Source organism: Micromonospora sp. NBC_01740 (assembly GCF_035920365.1).
Lineage (GTDB): Bacteria > Actinomycetota > Actinomycetes > Mycobacteriales > Micromonosporaceae > Micromonospora > Micromonospora reichwaldensis.
Genome location: NZ_CP109150.1, coordinates 5,497,721 through 5,515,849 on the forward strand (window position 1 = coordinate 5,497,721; position 18,129 = coordinate 5,515,849).

Genomic DNA, 18,129 nt, shown 5'->3' on the forward strand with positions numbered 1-18,129 from the left:
GCGCGGGACGGGTAACCGGCGCGGATGAGGCCGGAGGCCGAGCCGGTGGACGTCGACGAGCCGCTGGCCGTCGACGTACCGCCCGCGCCGCACGACGCCAGCGGCGAGCGCGTGCCGACCCGCGACCTGGCCGGGCTGGCGCCACCGGCGCGGCCGGCGCGGCGGTGGCTGCCGCGCCGGGTGGTCGCCACGCCGGCCGCGCTGGACCACCCGCACGGCCGGCGCGTGGCCCGGCGCGTCGAGGCCCTGGGCATCGAGGTCGAGCGGCTGCGCGCCAACCGGCTCACCGGCATCCGCGGGGACACCGAGCGGGAGACGTACGCGCGGGCGAAGGCGACCATGGCGCTCGTGGTCAGCCCGCCGTCGCGCCGGAAGCTGCAACCAATCGCGCCCAGCGCGGACTGGCGCTTCGACCTGGCGGAGGGCTGCCCGGCCCACTGCCAGTACTGCTACCTCGCCGGCTCGCTGTCGGGGCCACCGGTGACGCGGGTGTACGCCGACCTGGACGACATCCTCGCCGGCCTCGCGGACTACGCCGGGCGGGGCACGGTGACCAGCCGCAGCGCCGAGCGGGCCGCCGAGGGCACCACCTTCGAGGCGTCCTGCTACACGGACCCGCTGGCCCTGGAGCACCTCACCGGCAGCTGGCGCCGGGCGGTGGAGCACTTCGCCGGCTGGGACGCCCCGGTGCAGCTGCGCTGGACCACCAAGTACGCCGACGTGGACACGTTCGTGGGGCTGCCGCACGCCGGGCGCACCCGGGTCCGGTTCAGCGTCAACTGCCGCCCGGTCAGCGAGCGGATGGAGGGCGGCACGGCGTCGGTGCCGCACCGGCTGGCGGCGCTGCGCCGGCTCGCCCTCGACGGTTACCCGGTGGGGTTGACCGTCGCGCCGATCATGCCGCTGCCCGGCTGGCGGGAGCACTACGGCGAGCTGCTCGACGCGGTCGCGGGCGCGGTCGCCGGGGTGCCGGGGCTCGACCTGACCGCCGAGCTGATCACCCACCGGTTCACCCCGGGCAGCAAGGAGGTACTGCTCGACTGGTACCCGCGCACGAGGCTGGAGATGGACGAGTCCGCCCGCAGCCGCAGGTACGGCAGGTTCGGCGCCGTGAAGTACGTCTACCCGCGCGACACGATGGCCGAGCTGCGCACCTGGTTCGACCGCGAGCTGGCCGCCCGGCTGCCTGCCTGCCGGGTCCTCTACTGGACGTGAGGATCAGCTACGGTCGACGACCGTGGCCCTGATGCGTGTCGACTTCCACTCCGAGGTGCTCGGTCTCGGCACCTCCATGACCGTGATCCTGCCGCAGCACACCTCCTCGCAGGTCGGCATGTCCGGTAGCGCCCCGCCGGGCGACCCGCCCGTGCTCTACCTGCTGCACGGGTTGTCCGACGACGACACGATCTGGCTGCGCCGCACCTCGATCGAGCGGTACGTGGCGCCGCTCGGCCTGGCCGTGGTGATGCCCCAGGTCGGGCGCAGCTTCTACAGCGACGAGGAGCACGGCAACCGGTACTGGACCTTCCTCACCGACGAGCTGCCCCGGCTGTGCCACGGGTTCTTCCGGCTCTCGACGCGTCGGGAGGACACCTTCGTCGCCGGGCTCTCGATGGGCGGCTACGGGGCGCTGAAGTGGGCGCTGCGCGACCCGGGCCGGTTCGCGGCGGCGGCGAGCCTCTCCGGCGCGCTCGACGTGGCCACCCGCCGCCACCATCCGACCGCGCCCCTCGACCCCGGCGTCTGGCACACCGCCTTCGGCGAGCGCACCGTCGCGGGCAGCGACGACGATGTCCTCGCCCTGCTCGGCAGGACCACGGGCGCCGACCTGCCCGCGCTGCGCGTCGCCTGCGGCACCGAGGACTTCCTGTACGAGGACAACCTGACCTTCGTCACGGCGGCCCGCGAGCGCGGCGTCCCGCTCACCGTGGACTTCTCCCCCGGCGCGCACGACTGGGCGTACTGGGACGCGAAGATCCAGGACGTGCTGGCCTGGTTGCCTCTGCGCACGGGCGGCTGACCCGGCGGCCGGGTGCCGGCTGAGCGGTGCCGGTGGCCGGGCGGCCCGGCGCTCAGGCCCCGACGGTGCCGTCGACGCCCTCGCGCAGGAGGTCGGCGTGGCCGTTGTGGCGGGCGTACTCGTGGATCAGGTGCAGCATCACCAGGCGCAGGGACACGTCCTCGCCGGATCTGGCGTGGTGGCCGGTCACGTCGAGCGACTCGGCCTCGCGCTCGATGCGACGCGAGTGCGCGACCTCCCGCTGCCAGGCGTCGAACGCCTCGGCGCGGGTGGCGCCGCTCGCGTCGTACGCCACCTGGAAGTCGCCCGAGTCCGACCAGACCAGCGGCACGTCCTCGCCGTCGATGGTCCGGCGGAACCAGGCCCGCTCCACCTCCGCCATGTGCCGGACCAGACCGAGCAGCGACAGCGTGGACGGGGGCATCGACTGCCGGCGCAGGTCCTCGTCGGACAGCCCGTCGCACTTCATCGCGAGGGTCGCCCGGTGGTAGTCCAGGAAGGCGCGCAGCATCTCGCGCTCGTCCCCGGTGACGGGCGGCCCGATCCGTTCGGTGGCCACGACCCACTCCCCCCTCGCGTGACGGCACACCTGCCGTCCGACGGTCGCTCGTCTCCGAGCCGGAACGTCCGATCATGCCCGACGTCGCCGGCGCGCGTAGCGTGGGCACGCAGCCGCACGCCCGGGAGGAAACCAACCGTGACCCTGTCCACCCCCGCGACCGCGCTCGCGTACTTCGGCGTCGACGCCCTGATCGACGACGACACCCGAGACCTCCAAACCGCCGTGCGCGGCTTCGTCGACCGACGGGTCCGCCCGGAGATCGCCACCTGGTACGAGCAGGGCCGCCTGCCCGTGCGGGATCTCGCCCGCGAACTCGGTGAACTCGGCGTGCTCGGCATGCACCTGCGGGGCTACGGCTGCGCCGGCACCTCCGCCGTCGCGTACGGGCTGGCCTGCTTCGAGCTGGAGGCGGGCGACTCGGGGCTGCGCTCCCTGGTGTCGGTGCAGGGATCGCTCGCCATGTACGCCATCTGGCGGTTCGGCTCCGAGGAGCAGAAGCAGCAGTGGCTGCCCCGGATGGCGGCCGGCGAGGCCATCGGCTGCTTCGGCCTGACCGAACCGGACTTCGGCTCCGACCCGGCCGGCATGCGGACCCGGGCCCGCCGCGACGGGGACGACTGGGTGCTCGACGGCACCAAGATGTGGATCACCAACGGCTCCGTCGCAGATGTCGCCGTGGTGTGGGCCCGCACCGACGAGGGCGTACGCGGCTTCCTCGTCCCCGCCGGCACCCCCGGCTTCACCGCCCCGGAGATCACCCGCAAGCTCTCCCTGCGCGCCTCGGTGACCTCGGAACTCGTCCTCGACGACGTGCGGCTGCCCGCCGACGCGATGCTGCCGGAGGCCACCGGCCTGTCCGGGCCGCTGACGTGTCTCAACGAGGCCCGCTTCGGCATCGTCTTCGGGGCGCTGGGCGCGGCCCACGACTGCCTGGAGACGACGATCGCGTACGCCCGCAGCCGGCAGATCTTCGACAAGCCGCTCGCCGCGTACCAGGCCACCCAGCTCAAGCTCGCCGACATGGGGCTGGAGCTGGGCAAGGGGATGCTGCTGGCGTTGCAGATCGGCGCGCTGAAGGACGCCGGCACCCTCGACCACCGGCAGATCAGCCTGGGCAAGCTCAACAGCGTGCGGGAGGCCATCGCCATCGCCCGCGAGTGCCGCGCCATCCTGGGCGCGGCCGGGATCACCCTCGACTACCCGGTCATCCGGCACTCGGCCAACCTCGAATCCGTGCTCACCTACGAGGGCACGTCCGAGGTGCATCAGCTGATCATCGGACAGGTGCTGACCGGCCACGCCGCCTTCAAGTGAGCGCGACGCCGGGTCGGGTGCGTCAGCCGGGTCGGGTGCGTCAGCCGGGTCGGGTGCGTCAGCCGGGTCGGGTGCGTCAGCCGCCCACGGGTTCGGCCGAGGAGCGGGCCACCGGCAGGTCGAAGTACGTGTCCGGCCAGGGTTCGTCGCGGTAGCGGTAGTGCCACCACTCGCGGTCGTAGTTGACGAAGCCGCCGTCGGTCATCAGCTGCCGCAGCAGCCGCCGGTTGTCCCGGGCCAGGCCGGTGACCTGGGGTGAGTCGGTGTGCGCGAGCGGGTCGAAGCAGTCGAAGCCGGTGCCCATGTCGACGCCGTTGTCCGGGAACCGCTGCCCCTTCGCAGCGGTGCAGGAGACCAGGGGCCGGCCCGGGGCGTACGGGGGCTGGGTGGGGGTCGGCACGTCGACCAGGGTCAGGTCGAGCGTGCTGCCCCGGCTGTGGGCGGTGGGCGCCCCGACGTACCCCTCGTCGAACAGCTCGGACTTCGCCACCCGGGGATAGAACTCCGCCTTCATCCGCTGCTCGCCGGGCTGCCGGGCCCACTCGACGAAGTCGTCGGCGGCCCGTTGGGGGCGGTAGCAGTCGTACACCTTCAGGCTGCGGGCCCGGGCGAGGGCGGCGTCCTGCACCCGGCGCAGCGCCTCGGCGGCCCGGCGGGTGAGCAGGCAGAGCGGTTCGGGGTAGCCGGCGACCGGCCGACCGACGAAGTTGTGGGCGGTGGCGTACCGGATGTCGGTCCGGATGCGCGGGTCGACGTCGGTGAGGACGACGAGGCCCGGCCCGGGCGACGTCGCGGCGGGGGCGGACGCCGGGAACGACGGTGGCGGCGCGGCCGGTGGTGACGGCGCGGGTCGGGTGCAGGCGGGCGCGAGCGCCACCATCACGACGGCCACGGCCACCGCCCGCCGGCGGGCGGTCGCGGCGCGCGGGGCTCGCCGGCGGATCCGGACTGGCCTGGCCACACCCCTGTCTATCAGGCTACGGGCCGTCGGGCGCCCGGTCCGGCCAGAGGTGTACGCGCAGGAAGCCCACCGCCGCCTCGTCGTCGTCGATCCCGCCGGCCTCGTGACCGTTGTACCGCCAGACCGACAGCTCCGTCGGCCCCCGGCAGGCGTTGACGGCGGCGAAGACCGTCGACGGCGGCACGATCTCGTCCATCAGCGCGACGGAGAAGCGGGCCGGCAGGTGGCACCGGCGGGCGAAGTTCACCCCGTCGACGTACGCCAGGGTGTCGAGCACCCGCTCCTCGGCGTGCCGGTGGACGGCCAGATAGTCGCGGATCTCCCGGTACGGCTGCGCGTCGGTGAGCACGATCGCGCGCGGGATGTCGCACAGGAAGGGCACGCCGGCCACGACGGCCCGCAGGTCGGGCGTCAACGCGGCGACGGCGAGCGCCGCCCCGCCGCCCTGGCTGTGCCCGAGGACCGCGACCCGCGCCGGATCGACCGCCGGCAGGGTGCGGACGGCGTCCACCGCCCGCACCGCGTCGGTGAGGAACCGCCGGTAGTAGTACGTGCGGGGGTCCGTCACGCCACGGGTGGCGACCCCGGGCGCCTCGGGGCCGGCGGCGGCCGGATCCGGGGTGTCCCCCCGGGTCCAGCCCGCCCCCTGCCCCCGGGTGTCCATCTGCAGGTGCGCGAACCCGGCCGAGGCCCACAGCAGGTTCTCCAGCGGGTGGCCCCGGCCGCCGCCGTAGCCGGCGTACTGCACGACGGTGGGCAGGGGCGACTCGGCGCCGCGCGGCAGCCGCAGCCAGGCCCGCACCGGCTGCCCGGCGAAGCCGGGAAAGGTCACGTCGAGCACGTCGATCGTGGCCAGCCCGGTGGGCACCGGCTCGGCGCGCACCGGCCAGCCGCACTCCCGCGACTCGGCGATCGTGTCCGCCCAGAACCGGTCGAAGTCCGCCGGCTCCCGCACCCCGCCGCGGTACGCGCGCAACTGCTCCTCGGGCAGGTCGGTGAGGGCCACCGCTCAGCCGGCCGACGGCGTGACGGCGAAGCGGGGGTGCAGCCGCCGGGTGTGGTCGACGTGCCGGGCGGGACCGCGCAGCGCGACCGCCGCCACCAGCCGGTGGTCGGTGCTGGACGCCGCCAGCCGCAGCTCCAGCTCCCCCGGCTCGACGACGCGCCGCCCGTCGCGCCCCGTGAAGGCGAACAGGTCGGCCGGCACGGCCAGGTCGACCCGGCAGGCCGCGCCCGCCTCCAGCGGCACCCGCAGGTAACCGACCAGCCGCTGCACCGGCTGGACCACCGAGGCCACCGGGTCGTGGGCGTACACCTGCACCACCTCGCTTCCCCACCGGGAGCCGGTGTTGCGCACCGTGAAGTGCAGCCGCAGCTCACCGTCGGTCGCCGCGAGCGGCTCGTCGACGACCAGGCCCGACCAGTCGAACGTGGTGTAGCCCAGGCCGTGCCCGAAGCCGAACGCCGGCGTCGGGTCGACGTTGGAGACGTCGCTGGCCTGGCCCAGCCGGGCCGACAGGTAGGTGGTCGGCTGCGCGCCCGGCCCCCGGGGCACGCTGACCGGCAGCCGCCCCTGCGGTGCGACCCGGCCGCTGAGCACGCCGGCGACGGCCGGGGTGCCCTCCTCGCCGGGGAAGAACGACTGCACGATCGCCGCCGCGTCGGTCACCGCCCGGCCCAGCGCGTAGGGTCGCCCGGCGAGCATCGTCACCACCACGGGCGTACCGGTGTCCAGCAGCGCGTCGAGCAGGTGCTGCTGCGCCCCGGGCAGGGCCAGCGACTCGGCGTCGCAGCCCTCGCCGCTGGTGCCCCGCCCGAACAGTCCCGCCCGGTCGCCGAGCGCGGCGACGACCACGTCCGCGTCCCGCGCCGCCGCGACGGCCGCCGGCACCCCGGAAGTGTCGTCGCCGTCGACGGAGACGCCGGCCACGGTGACCACGACACTGCCGGGGAACTCGGCGCGCAGCGCCGCCGCCAGGGTGGGCAGCGCGATGCCGACGGGCACCTCGGGATGCCGGGAGCCGACGTGGGCGGGGAACGAGTAGCAGCCCAGCACCGCCGTGGGGCTCTCCGCCTGTGGGCCGACCAGCGCGATGCGGGCCGGCCGGTGCAGCGGCAGGGTGCCGTCGTTGGCCAGCAGCACCACGGAGCGCTCGGCCACCTCGCGGGCCAGCGCCCGGTTGGCGGGCGGGTCCAGGTCGACGGTGCCGCGCAGCGCCTCCGGGTCGGACAGGTCGGCGCCGGCCAGCGCGGCCGGCACCGCGCTCCAGTCGGCGTCGAGGAGACCGAGCTGCGCCTTCTGCGTCAGCACCCGACGCACCGCCCGGTCGATCAGTGCCTCCGGCACCGCGCCGGCCGCGAGCGCCTCGCGCAGCGGCTCGCCGAACGTCTTGACCGTCGGCAGCTCGACGTCCACGCCGGCTGCCAGGGCCTCGGCCGCCGCCTCGGCCCAGCTGCCGGCCACGCCGTGCAGGGTGTGCAGGAAGGCGATGCCGAAGTAGTCGGCCACCACGGTGCCCGGGAAGCCCCAGGCGTCGCGGAGCAGGCCGGTCAGCAGCTCCTCGTCGGCCGCCGAGGGCATCCCGTCGGTGTCGGTGTAGGCGTGCATCACCGACCGCGCGCCGCCCTCGCGTACCGCCATCTCGAACGGCGGGAGGATCACGTCCGCGCGCTCGCGGGGGCCCATCGCCACCGGCGCCAGGTTGCGCCCGCCCCGGGAGGCGGAGTAGCCGGCGAAGTGCTTCAGCGTCGCCACCACGCCGGCGGACTCCAGGCCCCGCACGTACGCGGTGGCGATGGTGCCCACCAGGTAGGGGTCCTCGCCGATCGTCTCCTCCACCCGCCCCCAGCGCGCGTCGCGCACCACGTCGAGCACTGGGGCCAGCCCCTGGTGCACCCCGACGCGGCGCAGGTCGGCGCCGATGGCCGCGGCCATCCGCCCGATCAGCTCCGGATCGAAGGTGGCGCCCCAGGACAGCGGCACGGGGTACGCGGTGGCGCCCCAGGCGGCGAAGCCGGCCAGGCACTCCTCGTGCGCCATCGCCGGGATGCCGAACCGGTTGGCGGCGGCGACGCGCTGCTGGGTCCGCAGCAGCGACAGCGCGCCGAGCGCGGGGTCGACCGGGGCGGTGCCGAACGGGCGGGTCAGCTGGCCGAGACCCGTGTCCAGCAGGGCGGCCAGGTCGACCGGTTCCTCCATCTCGTGCTGGTACGGCGCGACCTCTCCCCCGTCGGCGGCGGCGCCGACCCAGACGCCGTAGAGCTGGGCCACCTTCTCCGGCAGGGTCATCACGGCGACCAGGGCGTCCACCCGGGTCGCGAGGTCGAGGGTCGGGTCGGTCCAGATCGCGGTGCCGGGGGCGATGTCGAGGGTCACGTTGTCGGTCACTTTCCTCCGACGCCCATCAGCCCCTGCACCAGGGCCCGCCGGGCGAACAGATAGACGAGCAGGACGGGCACCATCGACAGCACGACCGCGGCGAGCAGGCCGGGAATGTTGATCCCGTACTGCGTCTGGAAGTTGTAGAGGCCGAGGGTGATCACCTTGGTGGAGTCGGACTGGGTGAGGATCAGCGGGAACAGGAAGCCGTTCCACGCCTGGAGGGCGGAGAAGACCGCGATCGTGGCGATCCCGCCGCGCGACAGCGGCAGCACCAACTGGGCGAAGACCCGCGCCGGGCTGGCGCCGTCGATGGCCATCGCCTCGTACAGGTCGGGGGTGATGTCCCGCATGACGCCGCTGAGGATCAGCGCGCACACCGGCAGGGAGAACGCGGCGGTGGGCAGGATGACGCCGACGAGGTTGTCGTAGAGCCCCGCCTTGCTGATCAGGTAGAAGATCGGCACGATGACCGCCTGCGCCGGGATCGCCAGGCCCAACAGGAACAGCCGGAACACGCCGGAGGTGAGCCGACTGCGGCTGCGCACGATGGCGTACGCCAGCGGCGGCACGAGCAGCAGCACGATGGCCACCACGCTCACCGTCACCACGAGAGTGTTGAACAGGTAGCGGCCGAAGCCCTCGTCGAAGGCGCCGGTGTAGTTGTCGAGGGTGAAGGTGTCGGGCGGGGCGAGCGGGCCGTTGCGGCCGTAGCCCTCCCGAGTCTGCACGGTGGTCGCCAGCATGACGTAGATCGGCAGGCCGACCACGAGGAGCCAGGCCAGGGCGCCGATCCCGGCGATCCAGTTTGGGCGGTGCCGCTTCACAGGCCCTCCATCGTGGAGCGCATCTTGTCGTAGCCGGAGACCCGGACCACGATCAGCGAGATGACGGTGGCGACGACGACGAGGAGCAGGGCGATGGCCGCGCCCGCGCCGAAGTCGAAGCTGCGGAACGCCTGCTCGTACATGTGGTAGGCGGTGATGGTGGTGTCGGTGCCCGGCCCGCCCTGGGTGAGGATCAGCACGGTGTCGAACGTGGTCAGCCCGCCGACGACCATGAGGACCACGGAGGTGATCATGGCGTTGCGCAGCTGCGGCAGGGTCACGTGGCGGAACTGCTCCCACCGGCCGGCGCCGTCGACCTCGGCGGCCTGGTAGAGCACCGCCGGCACGGCGCGGGCCGCGCCCTGGTAGATCAGCGCGTGGAACGGGATGAACTGCCAGCTGCCGACGAAGACCAGCACGGCGATCGCGCCCGTCCGGCTGCCGAAGAGGTTGCCGTCGCCGAACAGCCACGGGGCCTGGCCGGGCACGCCGAAGTTCGGGTCGAGCAGCGCCCGCCACAGCACCGACACGGCGGTCGCCGACAGCAGCAGCGGCAGGAAGAAGACGGCGGACAGCACGGCCCGGTTGCGCTGCGGCCCGGAAGCCCACACGCCGATCAGCAGGCTCAGCGGCGTCTGCACCAGCACGCCGAGGGCGGTGAGCAGGACGCTCAGCCACAGACTGTTGATCATCACTGGGTCGCGGGCGAGCCGCTGCCAGTTGTCCAGCCCGACGTACTCGGGCGAGCCGAGGCCCGCCCAGCTGGTGAAGCTGAGCACGACCACGAGGACCAGCGGAACGAGCGCGAAGAGCCCGAAGAACAGGGTGGCGGGGAGGGCCCAGGCGAAGCCCGGGCGGCTGAGGGTGGGGCCGCCCGGGCTTCGTCGGGCCCGTCGCTGCTCCGTCGCGGCGGAGGCGGCGAGGGTGGTGGTGGACATGGTCGCGCTCAGCCCGCCTGGAGGGACTGCATCGCCTTGATGAAGCCGGCGGCGTCCATCCGGCCGTTGCAGTACTGCTGCACGGCCTGGTGGATGGTCGTGGTGGCGGCCGGCGGGTACGCCTGGTCCCAGGAGAGCTGGAAGTTCGGGGCCTCCTTCACCAGGGTGAACTGGTACTTCAGGTAGTCCGGGTTGGTGGCGCCGTCGAGGAACTTCTCGGTGTTGGTGGTGGTCGGCAGGTTGCCGATGGACAGCTGCGCCTGGACGAACTCGTCGGAGTACTGGAGCTTGAGGAACTCGGCCACCGCCTCCGGGTGCCGGGTCTTCTTCAGCACCGAGTAGAAGTTGTTGGTGTTGCCGACCACGTTGCGCGGGTCGCCCTTGCCACCCGGGACGCTCGGGAAGGCGCTCCAGCCGAGGCCCTCGGCGGCGAAGGTCGGGTTGGCGTCGTGGTGGGTCGAGTAGTTCCACGAGCCCATCAGCTCGAAGCCGGCCTTGCCGCTGGACAGCAGGGCGGGCGAGCCGCCGTCGGTGAACTTGACCGAGTCGAAGTTGGTGCCGAACGCACCCGCGTCGGTCAGCTGCCGCAGCAGCTCCAGGGCGCGGCGGCTCTCCGGGCTCTCCCAGGCGCTCTTGTCGCCGCCGAGCGCCTTGGCGAACAGCTCGGGGCCGGCCACCCGGTCGTAGAGGTACTGGTACCACATCTGGGTCGGCCACTGGTCGCCGCCGCCGAGGGCGATCGGCGTGATCCCCTTGCCCTTGAGCGTCCGCACGGCCGCCAGCAGGTCGTCCCACGTCTTCGGCGGGGTGATCCCGGCGTCGGCGAGGACCTTCTTGTTGTGGAACAGCAGCACCGGCTGGGTGCCGCGCATCGGCACCCCGTACGCCTTGCCGTCGACCATGGCGGTGTTGAAGACCGACGGCAGGAAGTTCGCCTTCAGCCCCGGGTCCTTGGCGATCATGTCGTCCAGCGGCAGCAACAGGTCGGCCTTGACGAACGGGGTGATGCTGCCGCCGCCCCAGTTGAAGAAGACGTCCGGCGCCTGCTTGGTGTTGATGATGGTCTGGAGCTTGGTCTGGTAGTCGGCGCCGGGGATGGTGTCCAGCACCGCCTTGACCTTCGACGTCTTGTTGAACGTCTCGACGAGCTGTTTCTCGACCTTGTTGGTGGCGTCGCCGTACACCAGGATGCGGATCTCGTCCGGGCCGGCGGCCGAGTCACCGTCACCGCAGGCGGTCAGTGGCAACGCCAGCGCCAGGGCGGCGCCGAGCGCGACGACCCGGGCGAGCCGCGTGCGTACAGTCATGATCGACCTCTCGTGGTGGGGGTGTGGTGGGGGACGTCGCCGCCGGCGCGACGACCGAAAGGTGTCCGACAAGTTTCCGGAATACTTCCGTAACTCGTCCGAACGCTAGAACCGACCTGCCGTGTCGTCAACCCCCGATCGTGGGGCAAGATGGGCCGGTGGAGCGGCCACGCCGTTCCGGACGTTTTTCGGTGGTCACGGGTACGGTCGGTCTTCCGACCGGTGAAGGAGACGCGGGTGGACGGCGACGACGGGCGCAGGATCACCATCACCGCAATCGCGCGGGAGGCCGGGGTCTCGGTGCCGACCGTGTCGCGGGTGCTCAACGGGCGCTCGGACGTGGCTCCCGGCACCCGCGAGCGGGTGGAGGAGCTGCTGCGCCAGCACGGCTACCAGCGCCGCGGCAGCCGCACGGTCAGCCGCGTCGGCCTGGTCGACCTGGTCTTCAACGACCTGGACAGCCCCTGGGCGGTCGAGATCATCCGGGGGGTCGAGGACGTCGGGCACGGCGCGGGCGTCGGCACGGTGGTCTCCGCGATCCACCGCCAGTCGACCGCCGCCCGGCAGTGGTTGCAGAACCTGCGGGCCCGCGCCACGGACGGCGTCATCTTCGTGACCTCGCACCTGAGCCCGCCGCTGCACGCGCAGCTGCGCCGCCTCAACGTGCCCGTGGTCGTCGTCGACCCGGCCGGCGTGCCCGCCACCGACGTGCCCACCGTCGGCGCCACCAACTGGGCCGGCGGGCTCGCCGCGACCGAGCACCTGCTGTCGCTCGGGCACCGGCGGATCGGCTTCGTCGCCGGGCCGACGCACCTGCTGTGCAGCCGGGCCCGCCTGGACGGCCACCGGGCCGGGCTGGAGGCGGCCGGGGTGCCGGTGGAGGACCGTCTGGTGCACCCCGGCGACTTCTACCACGCCTCGGGTTTCGCCGCCGGGACGGCGCTGCTCGACCTCGACGACCCGCCGACGGCCATCTTCGCGGCCAGCGACCAGATGGCCTTCGGCGTCTACGAGGCCGTCCGCCGCCGCGGGCTGCGGATCCCCGACGACGTCAGCGTCGTGGGCTTCGACGACCTGCCCGAGGCCCGCTGGGCGTCACCGCCGCTGACCACCGTCCGGCAGCCGCTGGTGGAGATGGGTCGCCTGGCCGCCCGGACCGTGCTGCGGCTGGCGCAGGGCGAGGGCATCGACTCCCCCCGGGTGGAACTCGCCACCAACCTGGTCGTCCGGGACAGCACGGCGCCGCCGCGCCGGTCGTGAGCGCCGCCGCGCGGCTCGCCGTCCGGCCGCGGCGCTCCCGACAGCGTTCCGGAAGTTCCGGGGAATCGCCACCGGCCTGACCGCCGGAAGTCACCGCGCACGGGCCGCGGCGCCGTTCCGCAACGGCACGCCGGCCCCCACCGTCCCGGGCCGCCCGGACGTTCCGGAACGGCGCCGCGGCCGGCGGGGACCACCGGGCCTTCGGGTTCAGCGGTGCGGGTGGTGGTGCCGGACCGCGCGCCGGATGTCCACCGGCAGGGCGGGCGCGCCGTCGACCGGCGCGGGGTCCTCGGCGGTGGGGGCGATGCCGCCGGCGGCGATCCGGTCCAGGGTGGCCAGGCCGGCGGCGTCGATCGAGCCGAACACCGTGTAGTTGGGGCGCAGCGCCGAGTCCGACTGGACCAGGAAGAACTGGCTGCCGTTGGTGTCCGGGCCGGCGTTGGCCATGGCGAGGGTGCCCCGGGCGTAGAGCCGGCGCACGCCGGTCGGGTCGGTGGGCGCGGGCGGCAGGTCGGTGGGCAGCTCGTCGGCGTAGCGGTAGCCGGGGCCGCCGGAGCCGGTGCCGGACGGGTCACCGCACTGGAGCACCTTCAGCGTCGGGTACGCGGTGAGCCGGTGGCAGGAGGTCCGGTCGTAGAAGCGGTGGCGCACCAGGTGCAGGAAGCTCTGCACGGTGCAGGGGGCCGCCTCCCGGTCGAGGGTCAGCCCGATCGGCCCCTGGTTGGTGCGCAGCGTGACGCGCACGGTGCCCCGGTCGGGGGTGCGCCTCGGGTCGGGCGGCAGCGGGACCGGCCTGGCGGCGGGGTCCTCGGGCGTCTCCGTGTAGGCGCACGGGCCGGGCGTGACCCGGGAAACGGCGGCGGCGTCGGCCGGGGCTCCGCCGGGCGCGGCGACCGCGGCGGCGCCGCCACCGGTGACCAGCGCGCCCGCGACCAGGGCCACCCCGGCGAGGCGGGACAGCGTACGGGCCGGCCGGTGGGGTGCCTCGATCGACGGCGGGACGGGGTGCGGTCGGGGTTCGCTCGACACGGGGATCCTCCTGGACTCGTGGCGCTGCAAAGACCGGAGTCTATGGATCCCGTCGTCGCTTGTCGATCCGCCCCGCCCCGGCCGAGGTCAGGAAGGAGCCCCGCCGTACCGGCGCCGGGCCGCCCGGCGGCGCCAGAGCAGCGCCGCCCCCAGCAGCGCGACCGCCACCGCCGCGAGCGCGGCCACGGGCCACCGGGCGATCAGCCCGTCCTCGAGCGGGCCGCTGGCCGCGGCCGGGCGCGGATCGACGGTGGCGGCGAGCGCGGGTGGCGAGGGGGTCGCCGAGGCGGTCAGTTCCCCGGGCTCGACCAGCCGGCCGACGGCGGAGCCCCGGGGCAGCGTGAAGCCCCAGTCGAGCAGGGCGGCGCCCTGTTCCCAGCCCCGCGCGGGCTGCGGCTCGGCACCGAGCAACGTGACCACCAGCCGCCGCCCGTTGCGCTGGGCCGCCCCGACGTAGGTGTGCCGGGCCAGGTCGGTGAAGCCGGTCTTGCCGCCGAGCGCGCCCGGGTAGCGGTAGATGAGCTGGTTCTCGTTCTGGATCTCGAAACCCTTGGTGCGCTGCGCCGGCTGGGCGGGGATGCGGTGCGTCTCGGTCAGCGCGTACCGGCGGAACGTCGGCTCGGCGAAGCAGGCCCGGGCGACCAGCGCCAGGTCGTACGCGCTGGTGAACTGGCCTCGTCCGTCGAGACCGGAGGGGGTCACCGCGTGGGTCTGGAGGGCGCCGAGGCGGTGCGCCTCCTCGTTCATCGCCCGCACGCCGCCGGCCATTCCGTCCGGCCCGCCGCCGAGCCGGGCCAGCACGTTGGCCGCCTCGTTGCCGGACTGGAGCAGCAGCCCGAGCCAGACGGTCTCGATCCGGTACCGTCCGCCGGCGACCAGCCCGACGGCCGAGGAGCCGGGTTCGATGTCCATGTCCCCGTCGGTGACGGTGACGACCTGCTGCGGGTCGAGCCGGGGCAGCATGGTGGCCGCCAGCAGCAGCTTCTGCACGCTGGCCGGGGTGCCGTACTCGTGCGGGCCGCAGCCGCCCAGCACCTGGCCGGTGTCCAGGTCGGCGACCAGCCACGAGGTCGCGGTTACCGCTGGCGGGCGCGCGGCCCCCGCCGGGACGATCAGACCGGCGGTGTCGAGCGCCTGGCCGCCCACGGCCCGCTCCCCCGGCACGGCCGGCGGCGGTGACGGACGCGGCGGCCGGGACACCTTGGGCGCGGGCGCCTTCGGGCAGGGCGCGGACCCGACGGCCCCGGGCGCGGACGGCACTACGCCGGGCGGAGACGCGACGACGCCGGGCGCGGAGGTCGCGGGCGCGACGACGCCGGGCGCCGAAGTCACGGGGGCGACGGGGTTGGCCGGGCCGGCCGCCGCGGGGACGGGAGCACCGGTGCCGAGGAGGACGGCGGTCGCCGTGGCCGCCAGCAGCCGAACCTTCATGCACCGCACCCTAGTCGGCGGAGTTCGGGACGCGGGCGGGGTTCTCCAGGCCCGGGGGCCCGGCACGGGTCGGAGGCGTGGCCGGCTCACCTCCCGCTCGACCGCTTCCGCGGCGCGGACTCACCGGTTCCGGGACCATCGGCCCTGCCGCGGGGCCCGGCCGGAACGGAAGCTGGAGACTGAAAGCGGTAGCCGATCTTCCGGTTTACGTGCCGGGCGGCGTCCCCGCCCCGCGGGCCGCCCGACACCGACGAAGGGACGACCATGGAAGCCCTCTCGCTGACCCACCTCGCCGACGAGCAGCTCGCCGCCGCGCGGGAGGCCGACAGCGGACGCAGCGCACGTTCCCTGCACGCTGGCCGGGACCGCCGCCTGCGGCAGACCCTGCTCGCCCTGCGCGGCGGTCGGTCCCTCGACGAGCACGACAGCCCGGGCGAGGCGACGCTACAGGTGCTCGTGGGGCGGGTGCGCCTGGTGGCCGGGGACGAGTCCTGGGAGGGCGACGCCGGCGACCTCGTGGTCATTCCGCCGCTGCGGCACGCGCTGCACGCCGTCACGGACGCCGCCGTCCTGCTCACCGTGACGCCCCGGCCGTGAGCACCGTCCCGGCCCGTCGTCACCGCCCGGCCGGGAGCCTCACCGTGGGCGCCCCCGGCCACGCTCCGGGCCGGGGCCGGTCACCGGGCTGGGTGCCGCCGCAGCACGGCGCGTGGGCGATGCTGCTGCTGCCCTTCCTGGCGGCGCTGACCGTCACCGGCCCGCATCCGCTGCACCTTCCCCTGCTCGGGGCCGCGCTCGCCGGATACCCGCTGTCCTACTTCGGGTTGCAGGCGGTCAAGACCGGGCGGATCCGCCGGGTGCGCCCGCACCTCGTCGGGTACGGGCTCGCCACCGTCGCGCTCGGCACGCCGGTGCTGGTGGCTCGGCCCGCGACGCTCGCCTACGCCCCGATCTTCGTGGCCCTCGCGGCCGTCAACGCCGGCTACGCACGCCGGCGCCGCGACCGGGCGTTCGTCAACGACCTCGCCTTCGTGGCGCAGTGCGGCCTGCTCGGTCTCGTCGTCGCCACGGTCGCCGGGGTGCCGTGGACCAACGTGGCCGGGGTGACGGTCGTGGCACTGGGCTACCTCGTCGGCACCGTCGTGCACGTCAAGACGATGATCCGGGAGCGGGACAGCGTCCGGTACCGGTGGGTGTCGTGGACGTACCACGCCGTCGTCGCGGTCGCCGGGGCGCTCTGGGCGCCGGTGCCGGTCGCCGTGGTCTTCGCGGTGCTGCTGGCCCGGGCGGTGCTGCTCGCCGGGCGTCGGGTCGCGCCGATGCGGGTGGGGCTGGTCGAGACGGCGTGCGCCCTGCTGGTGCTGGCGGCGGTGGCGCTCTGACCCCGGCGGGGGCGGGGCGCTGCCGGGCCACGTCGGCCCGCGTCGACGGGAGGGCTCCCAGAGGGCGGGACGCACCGCGTCGGTTGGCTCACAAGCCGTTGCCTCCGGCAGCGCTCACCGACTAGAACCGGGGAACGTTCGACCGGACCGCCCGGCGACGGTGGCGAGGTGATGGCCGTGGCTCTGATCTCCTACGACGACGCCGACTCAGCGGCCTTCGCCGCGACCCGGGAGCTGCCGCGCAGCGGCCTGGACCGGTGGCGGCACGCGGTGCAGCAACACCTTCGGCCGCGTACCGGCACCACGCTGCTCGACCTCGGGGCCGGCACCGGCGCCTGGGCCGCCGCCTTCACCGAGTGGTTCGGCGCCCGGGTGGTGGGGGTGGAGCCCGCCGGGGCGATGCGCTCCCGCGCCAGCCACCGACCGCTGCTCGCCGGCGACGCGGTCGCGCTGCCGCTGCGCGACTCCGTGGCGGACGGCGCGTGGCTGTCCACGATGGTGCACCACATCCCCGACCTCGACGCGGCGGCGCGGGAGCTGCGCCGGGTGCTCCGCCCGGGCGCGCCCGTGCTGATCCGCTCGCCGTTTCCCGGCCGGCACCAGCGGATCACGCTGTTCCGCTGGTTCCCGGAGGCGGTCCGCGTCCTCGAGACCTATCCGGACCTGGCGCGGGTGCGCTCCGCGTTCGCCACGGCCGGGTTCACCGTCAGCACCGTCGAGCCCGTCGCGCAGATCACGGCGGCGTCGCTGGCCGAGTGCGCCGCAGGCCTCGACCGCCGGGCCCACACCCCGCTCCAGTTGATCACCGACGAGGAGTACGCCGCGGGGCTGGCCCGGCTCCGGGCCGCGGCCGCCACGGCGACGGGCCCGGTCGTCGACCACCTCGACCTGCTGGTGCTGCGCTGAGTCACCCGGGCAGCGCCGGGTCGCGGTGGCGCAGGTAGTCGTAGAGCGCGGCCGAGGCGTGCAGCCGCCGCAGGCTGCGCCGGTGCAGTTCCTGCTCCCGCTTGGCCAGCTCCGCGTGGACCCGCTGGGCACTGCCGGTGGTACGCATCTCGCCGAGCACGGCCGCGACGATGTCGAACGGGTACGCGCCCCGGCGCAGCAGCGCCACGACCTGCGCGGCGCGCAGCTCGGCCGCGTCGTACACCCGGTAACCGGTGCCGCGCTCGCGGACCGGCCGGAGCAGGCCGCGCTGCTCCCACAGCCGTAGCTGCGAGGTGCGGACGCCGACCAGGTCGGCGACCTCGCCGATGCGGGCCCCGCGCCGGGGCGCCGGCAGGACGGCGGCCGGGCTGGTCACCACGGTCTCGAACGCGCCGAGCACCCGCCGGATGTCGGCCCGCTCCCGGTCCAGCTCGGCGTGGCCGGCGTCGAGCGCCGCCAGCGCCGCCGCCAGGTCGCCCCGGTGCACCGCGACCATGACCTCCCGGGTACGCGCCCAGCCGTGCCCCTCGGCCATCCGCCGGACCACCGCCAGCGCCCGCACGTGGTCGACGGTGAAGACGCGGTAGCCGGCGGGGGTGCGCTCGACCGGCGGCAGCACGCCGAGGTCGACGTAGTTGCGCACCTGCTGGACGGAGATGCCCGCGGTCGCCGCGACCTCCGCCCCCCGCCACCGTCCGGCCCGTCGTCCCGCATCCACCACCGGGCCACCCTACCGGTCTACACGTAGTTTGAGACTTCCCCGCCCGCTCCGGGCCGTTGGCGCCGCAGAGG

Annotated in this window: 17 protein-coding genes; 7 read left to right on the forward strand and 10 right to left on the reverse strand. The window is 74.6% G+C overall.

The annotated features are described in order from the left end of the window. Nucleotides 1-24: 24 nt before the first annotated feature. Both OG989_RS24320 and OG989_RS24325 read left to right on the forward strand, forming a co-directional pair. A complete protein-coding gene (locus OG989_RS24320) occupies nt 25-1,215 on the forward strand; it encodes a spore photoproduct lyase family protein (RefSeq protein ID WP_327028575.1) in 1,191 nt (396 codons plus the stop codon). 22 nt (nt 1,216-1,237) lie between these two features. Continuing rightward, nucleotides 1,238-2,020: an alpha/beta hydrolase gene (locus OG989_RS24325; RefSeq protein ID WP_151457219.1), complete on the forward strand. Its 783-nt coding sequence runs from the start codon at nt 1,238-1,240 to the stop codon at nt 2,018-2,020. A gap of 52 nt (nt 2,021-2,072) precedes the next feature. On the opposite strand, the gene OG989_RS24330 is transcribed toward OG989_RS24325, so the two are convergent. Continuing rightward, nucleotides 2,073-2,579 (reverse strand): DinB family protein, encoded by a 507-nt coding sequence (locus OG989_RS24330; RefSeq protein ID WP_151457220.1) that lies wholly within the window; start codon nt 2,577-2,579, stop codon nt 2,073-2,075. Between the two features lie 189 nt (nt 2,580-2,768). On the opposite strand from OG989_RS24330, the gene OG989_RS24335 reads away from it, so the two are divergent. Beyond that, nucleotides 2,769-3,896 carry an acyl-CoA dehydrogenase family protein gene (locus tag OG989_RS24335; protein WP_442791963.1) on the forward strand — a complete coding sequence of 376 codons (1,128 nt, stop codon included), beginning with the start codon at nt 2,769-2,771 and terminating at the stop codon, nt 3,894-3,896. Nucleotides 3,897-3,972: 76 nt separating this feature from the next. Here the strand turns inward: OG989_RS24335 and OG989_RS24340 are convergent, their stop codons facing one another. The 6 genes from OG989_RS24340 to OG989_RS24365 are packed head-to-tail and all read right to left on the reverse strand — an operon-like array spanning nt 3,973 to nt 11,308. After that, nucleotides 3,973-4,857 (reverse strand): M15 family metallopeptidase, encoded by an 885-nt coding sequence (locus tag OG989_RS24340; protein WP_327028577.1) that lies wholly within the window; start codon nt 4,855-4,857, stop codon nt 3,973-3,975. Nucleotides 4,858-4,873: 16 nt separating this feature from the next. After that, on the reverse strand, nt 4,874-5,863 hold the full coding sequence (locus OG989_RS24345) for an acetylxylan esterase (RefSeq protein ID WP_327028578.1): 990 nt from the start codon (nt 5,861-5,863) through the stop codon (nt 4,874-4,876). Nucleotides 5,864-5,866: 3 nt separating this feature from the next. Next, nucleotides 5,867-8,245 (reverse strand): beta-glucosidase family protein, encoded by a 2,379-nt coding sequence (locus tag OG989_RS24350; protein ID WP_225852322.1) that lies wholly within the window; start codon nt 8,243-8,245, stop codon nt 5,867-5,869. After that, nucleotides 8,242-9,063, reverse strand: coding sequence for a carbohydrate ABC transporter permease (locus OG989_RS24355; RefSeq protein ID WP_225852323.1), 822 nt, complete (start codon nt 9,061-9,063; stop codon nt 8,242-8,244). Before OG989_RS24355 ends, OG989_RS24350 begins: the two co-directional genes overlap by 4 nt. Then, nucleotides 9,060-10,001, reverse strand: a complete 942-nt coding sequence (locus OG989_RS24360) for a carbohydrate ABC transporter permease (protein WP_327028579.1) — start codon at nt 9,999-10,001, stop codon at nt 9,060-9,062. The genes OG989_RS24355 and OG989_RS24360 overlap by 4 nt, the downstream gene beginning before the upstream one ends. A gap of 8 nt (nt 10,002-10,009) precedes the next feature. After that, the gene (locus tag OG989_RS24365; RefSeq protein ID WP_151455815.1) at nt 10,010-11,308 is read right to left on the reverse strand and encodes an ABC transporter substrate-binding protein; all 1,299 of its coding nucleotides are present in this window, start codon (nt 11,306-11,308) and stop codon (nt 10,010-10,012) included. 237 nt (nt 11,309-11,545) lie between these two features. On the opposite strand from OG989_RS24365, the gene OG989_RS24370 reads away from it, so the two are divergent. Next, the gene (locus OG989_RS24370) at nt 11,546-12,568 is read left to right on the forward strand and encodes a LacI family DNA-binding transcriptional regulator (RefSeq protein WP_132234512.1); all 1,023 of its coding nucleotides are present in this window, start codon (nt 11,546-11,548) and stop codon (nt 12,566-12,568) included. Nucleotides 12,569-12,775: 207 nt separating this feature from the next. Here OG989_RS24370 and OG989_RS24375 read toward each other — a convergent pair whose 3' ends face one another. Both OG989_RS24375 and OG989_RS24380 read right to left on the reverse strand, forming a co-directional pair. Then, complete coding sequence (locus OG989_RS24375; protein WP_425855626.1) at nt 12,776-13,597, reverse strand: peptidylprolyl isomerase; 822 nt, start codon at nt 13,595-13,597, stop codon at nt 12,776-12,778. Nucleotides 13,598-13,684: 87 nt separating this feature from the next. After that, nucleotides 13,685-15,028, reverse strand: coding sequence for a D-alanyl-D-alanine carboxypeptidase family protein (locus OG989_RS24380; RefSeq protein ID WP_327028580.1), 1,344 nt, complete (start codon nt 15,026-15,028; stop codon nt 13,685-13,687). A gap of 264 nt (nt 15,029-15,292) precedes the next feature. Between OG989_RS24380 and OG989_RS24385 the strand changes: the two genes are divergently transcribed. From OG989_RS24385 to OG989_RS24395, 3 genes are all read left to right on the forward strand, one after another. Further along, on the forward strand, nt 15,293-15,625 hold the full coding sequence (locus OG989_RS24385) for a cupin domain-containing protein (RefSeq protein ID WP_151455816.1): 333 nt from the start codon (nt 15,293-15,295) through the stop codon (nt 15,623-15,625). A 44-nt stretch (nt 15,626-15,669) separates the two neighbouring features. Then, the gene (locus OG989_RS24390) at nt 15,670-16,410 is read left to right on the forward strand and encodes a YwiC-like family protein (protein ID WP_225852325.1); all 741 of its coding nucleotides are present in this window, start codon (nt 15,670-15,672) and stop codon (nt 16,408-16,410) included. Nucleotides 16,411-16,587: 177 nt separating this feature from the next. Continuing rightward, complete coding sequence (locus tag OG989_RS24395) at nt 16,588-17,316, forward strand: class I SAM-dependent methyltransferase (RefSeq protein ID WP_151455817.1); 729 nt, start codon at nt 16,588-16,590, stop codon at nt 17,314-17,316. A gap of 1 nt (nt 17,317) precedes the next feature. On the opposite strand, the gene OG989_RS24400 is transcribed toward OG989_RS24395, so the two are convergent. Continuing rightward, nucleotides 17,318-18,058 carry a MerR family transcriptional regulator gene (locus OG989_RS24400; protein ID WP_225852326.1) on the reverse strand — a complete coding sequence of 247 codons (741 nt, stop codon included), beginning with the start codon at nt 18,056-18,058 and terminating at the stop codon, nt 17,318-17,320. Nucleotides 18,059-18,129 lie beyond the last annotated feature (71 nt).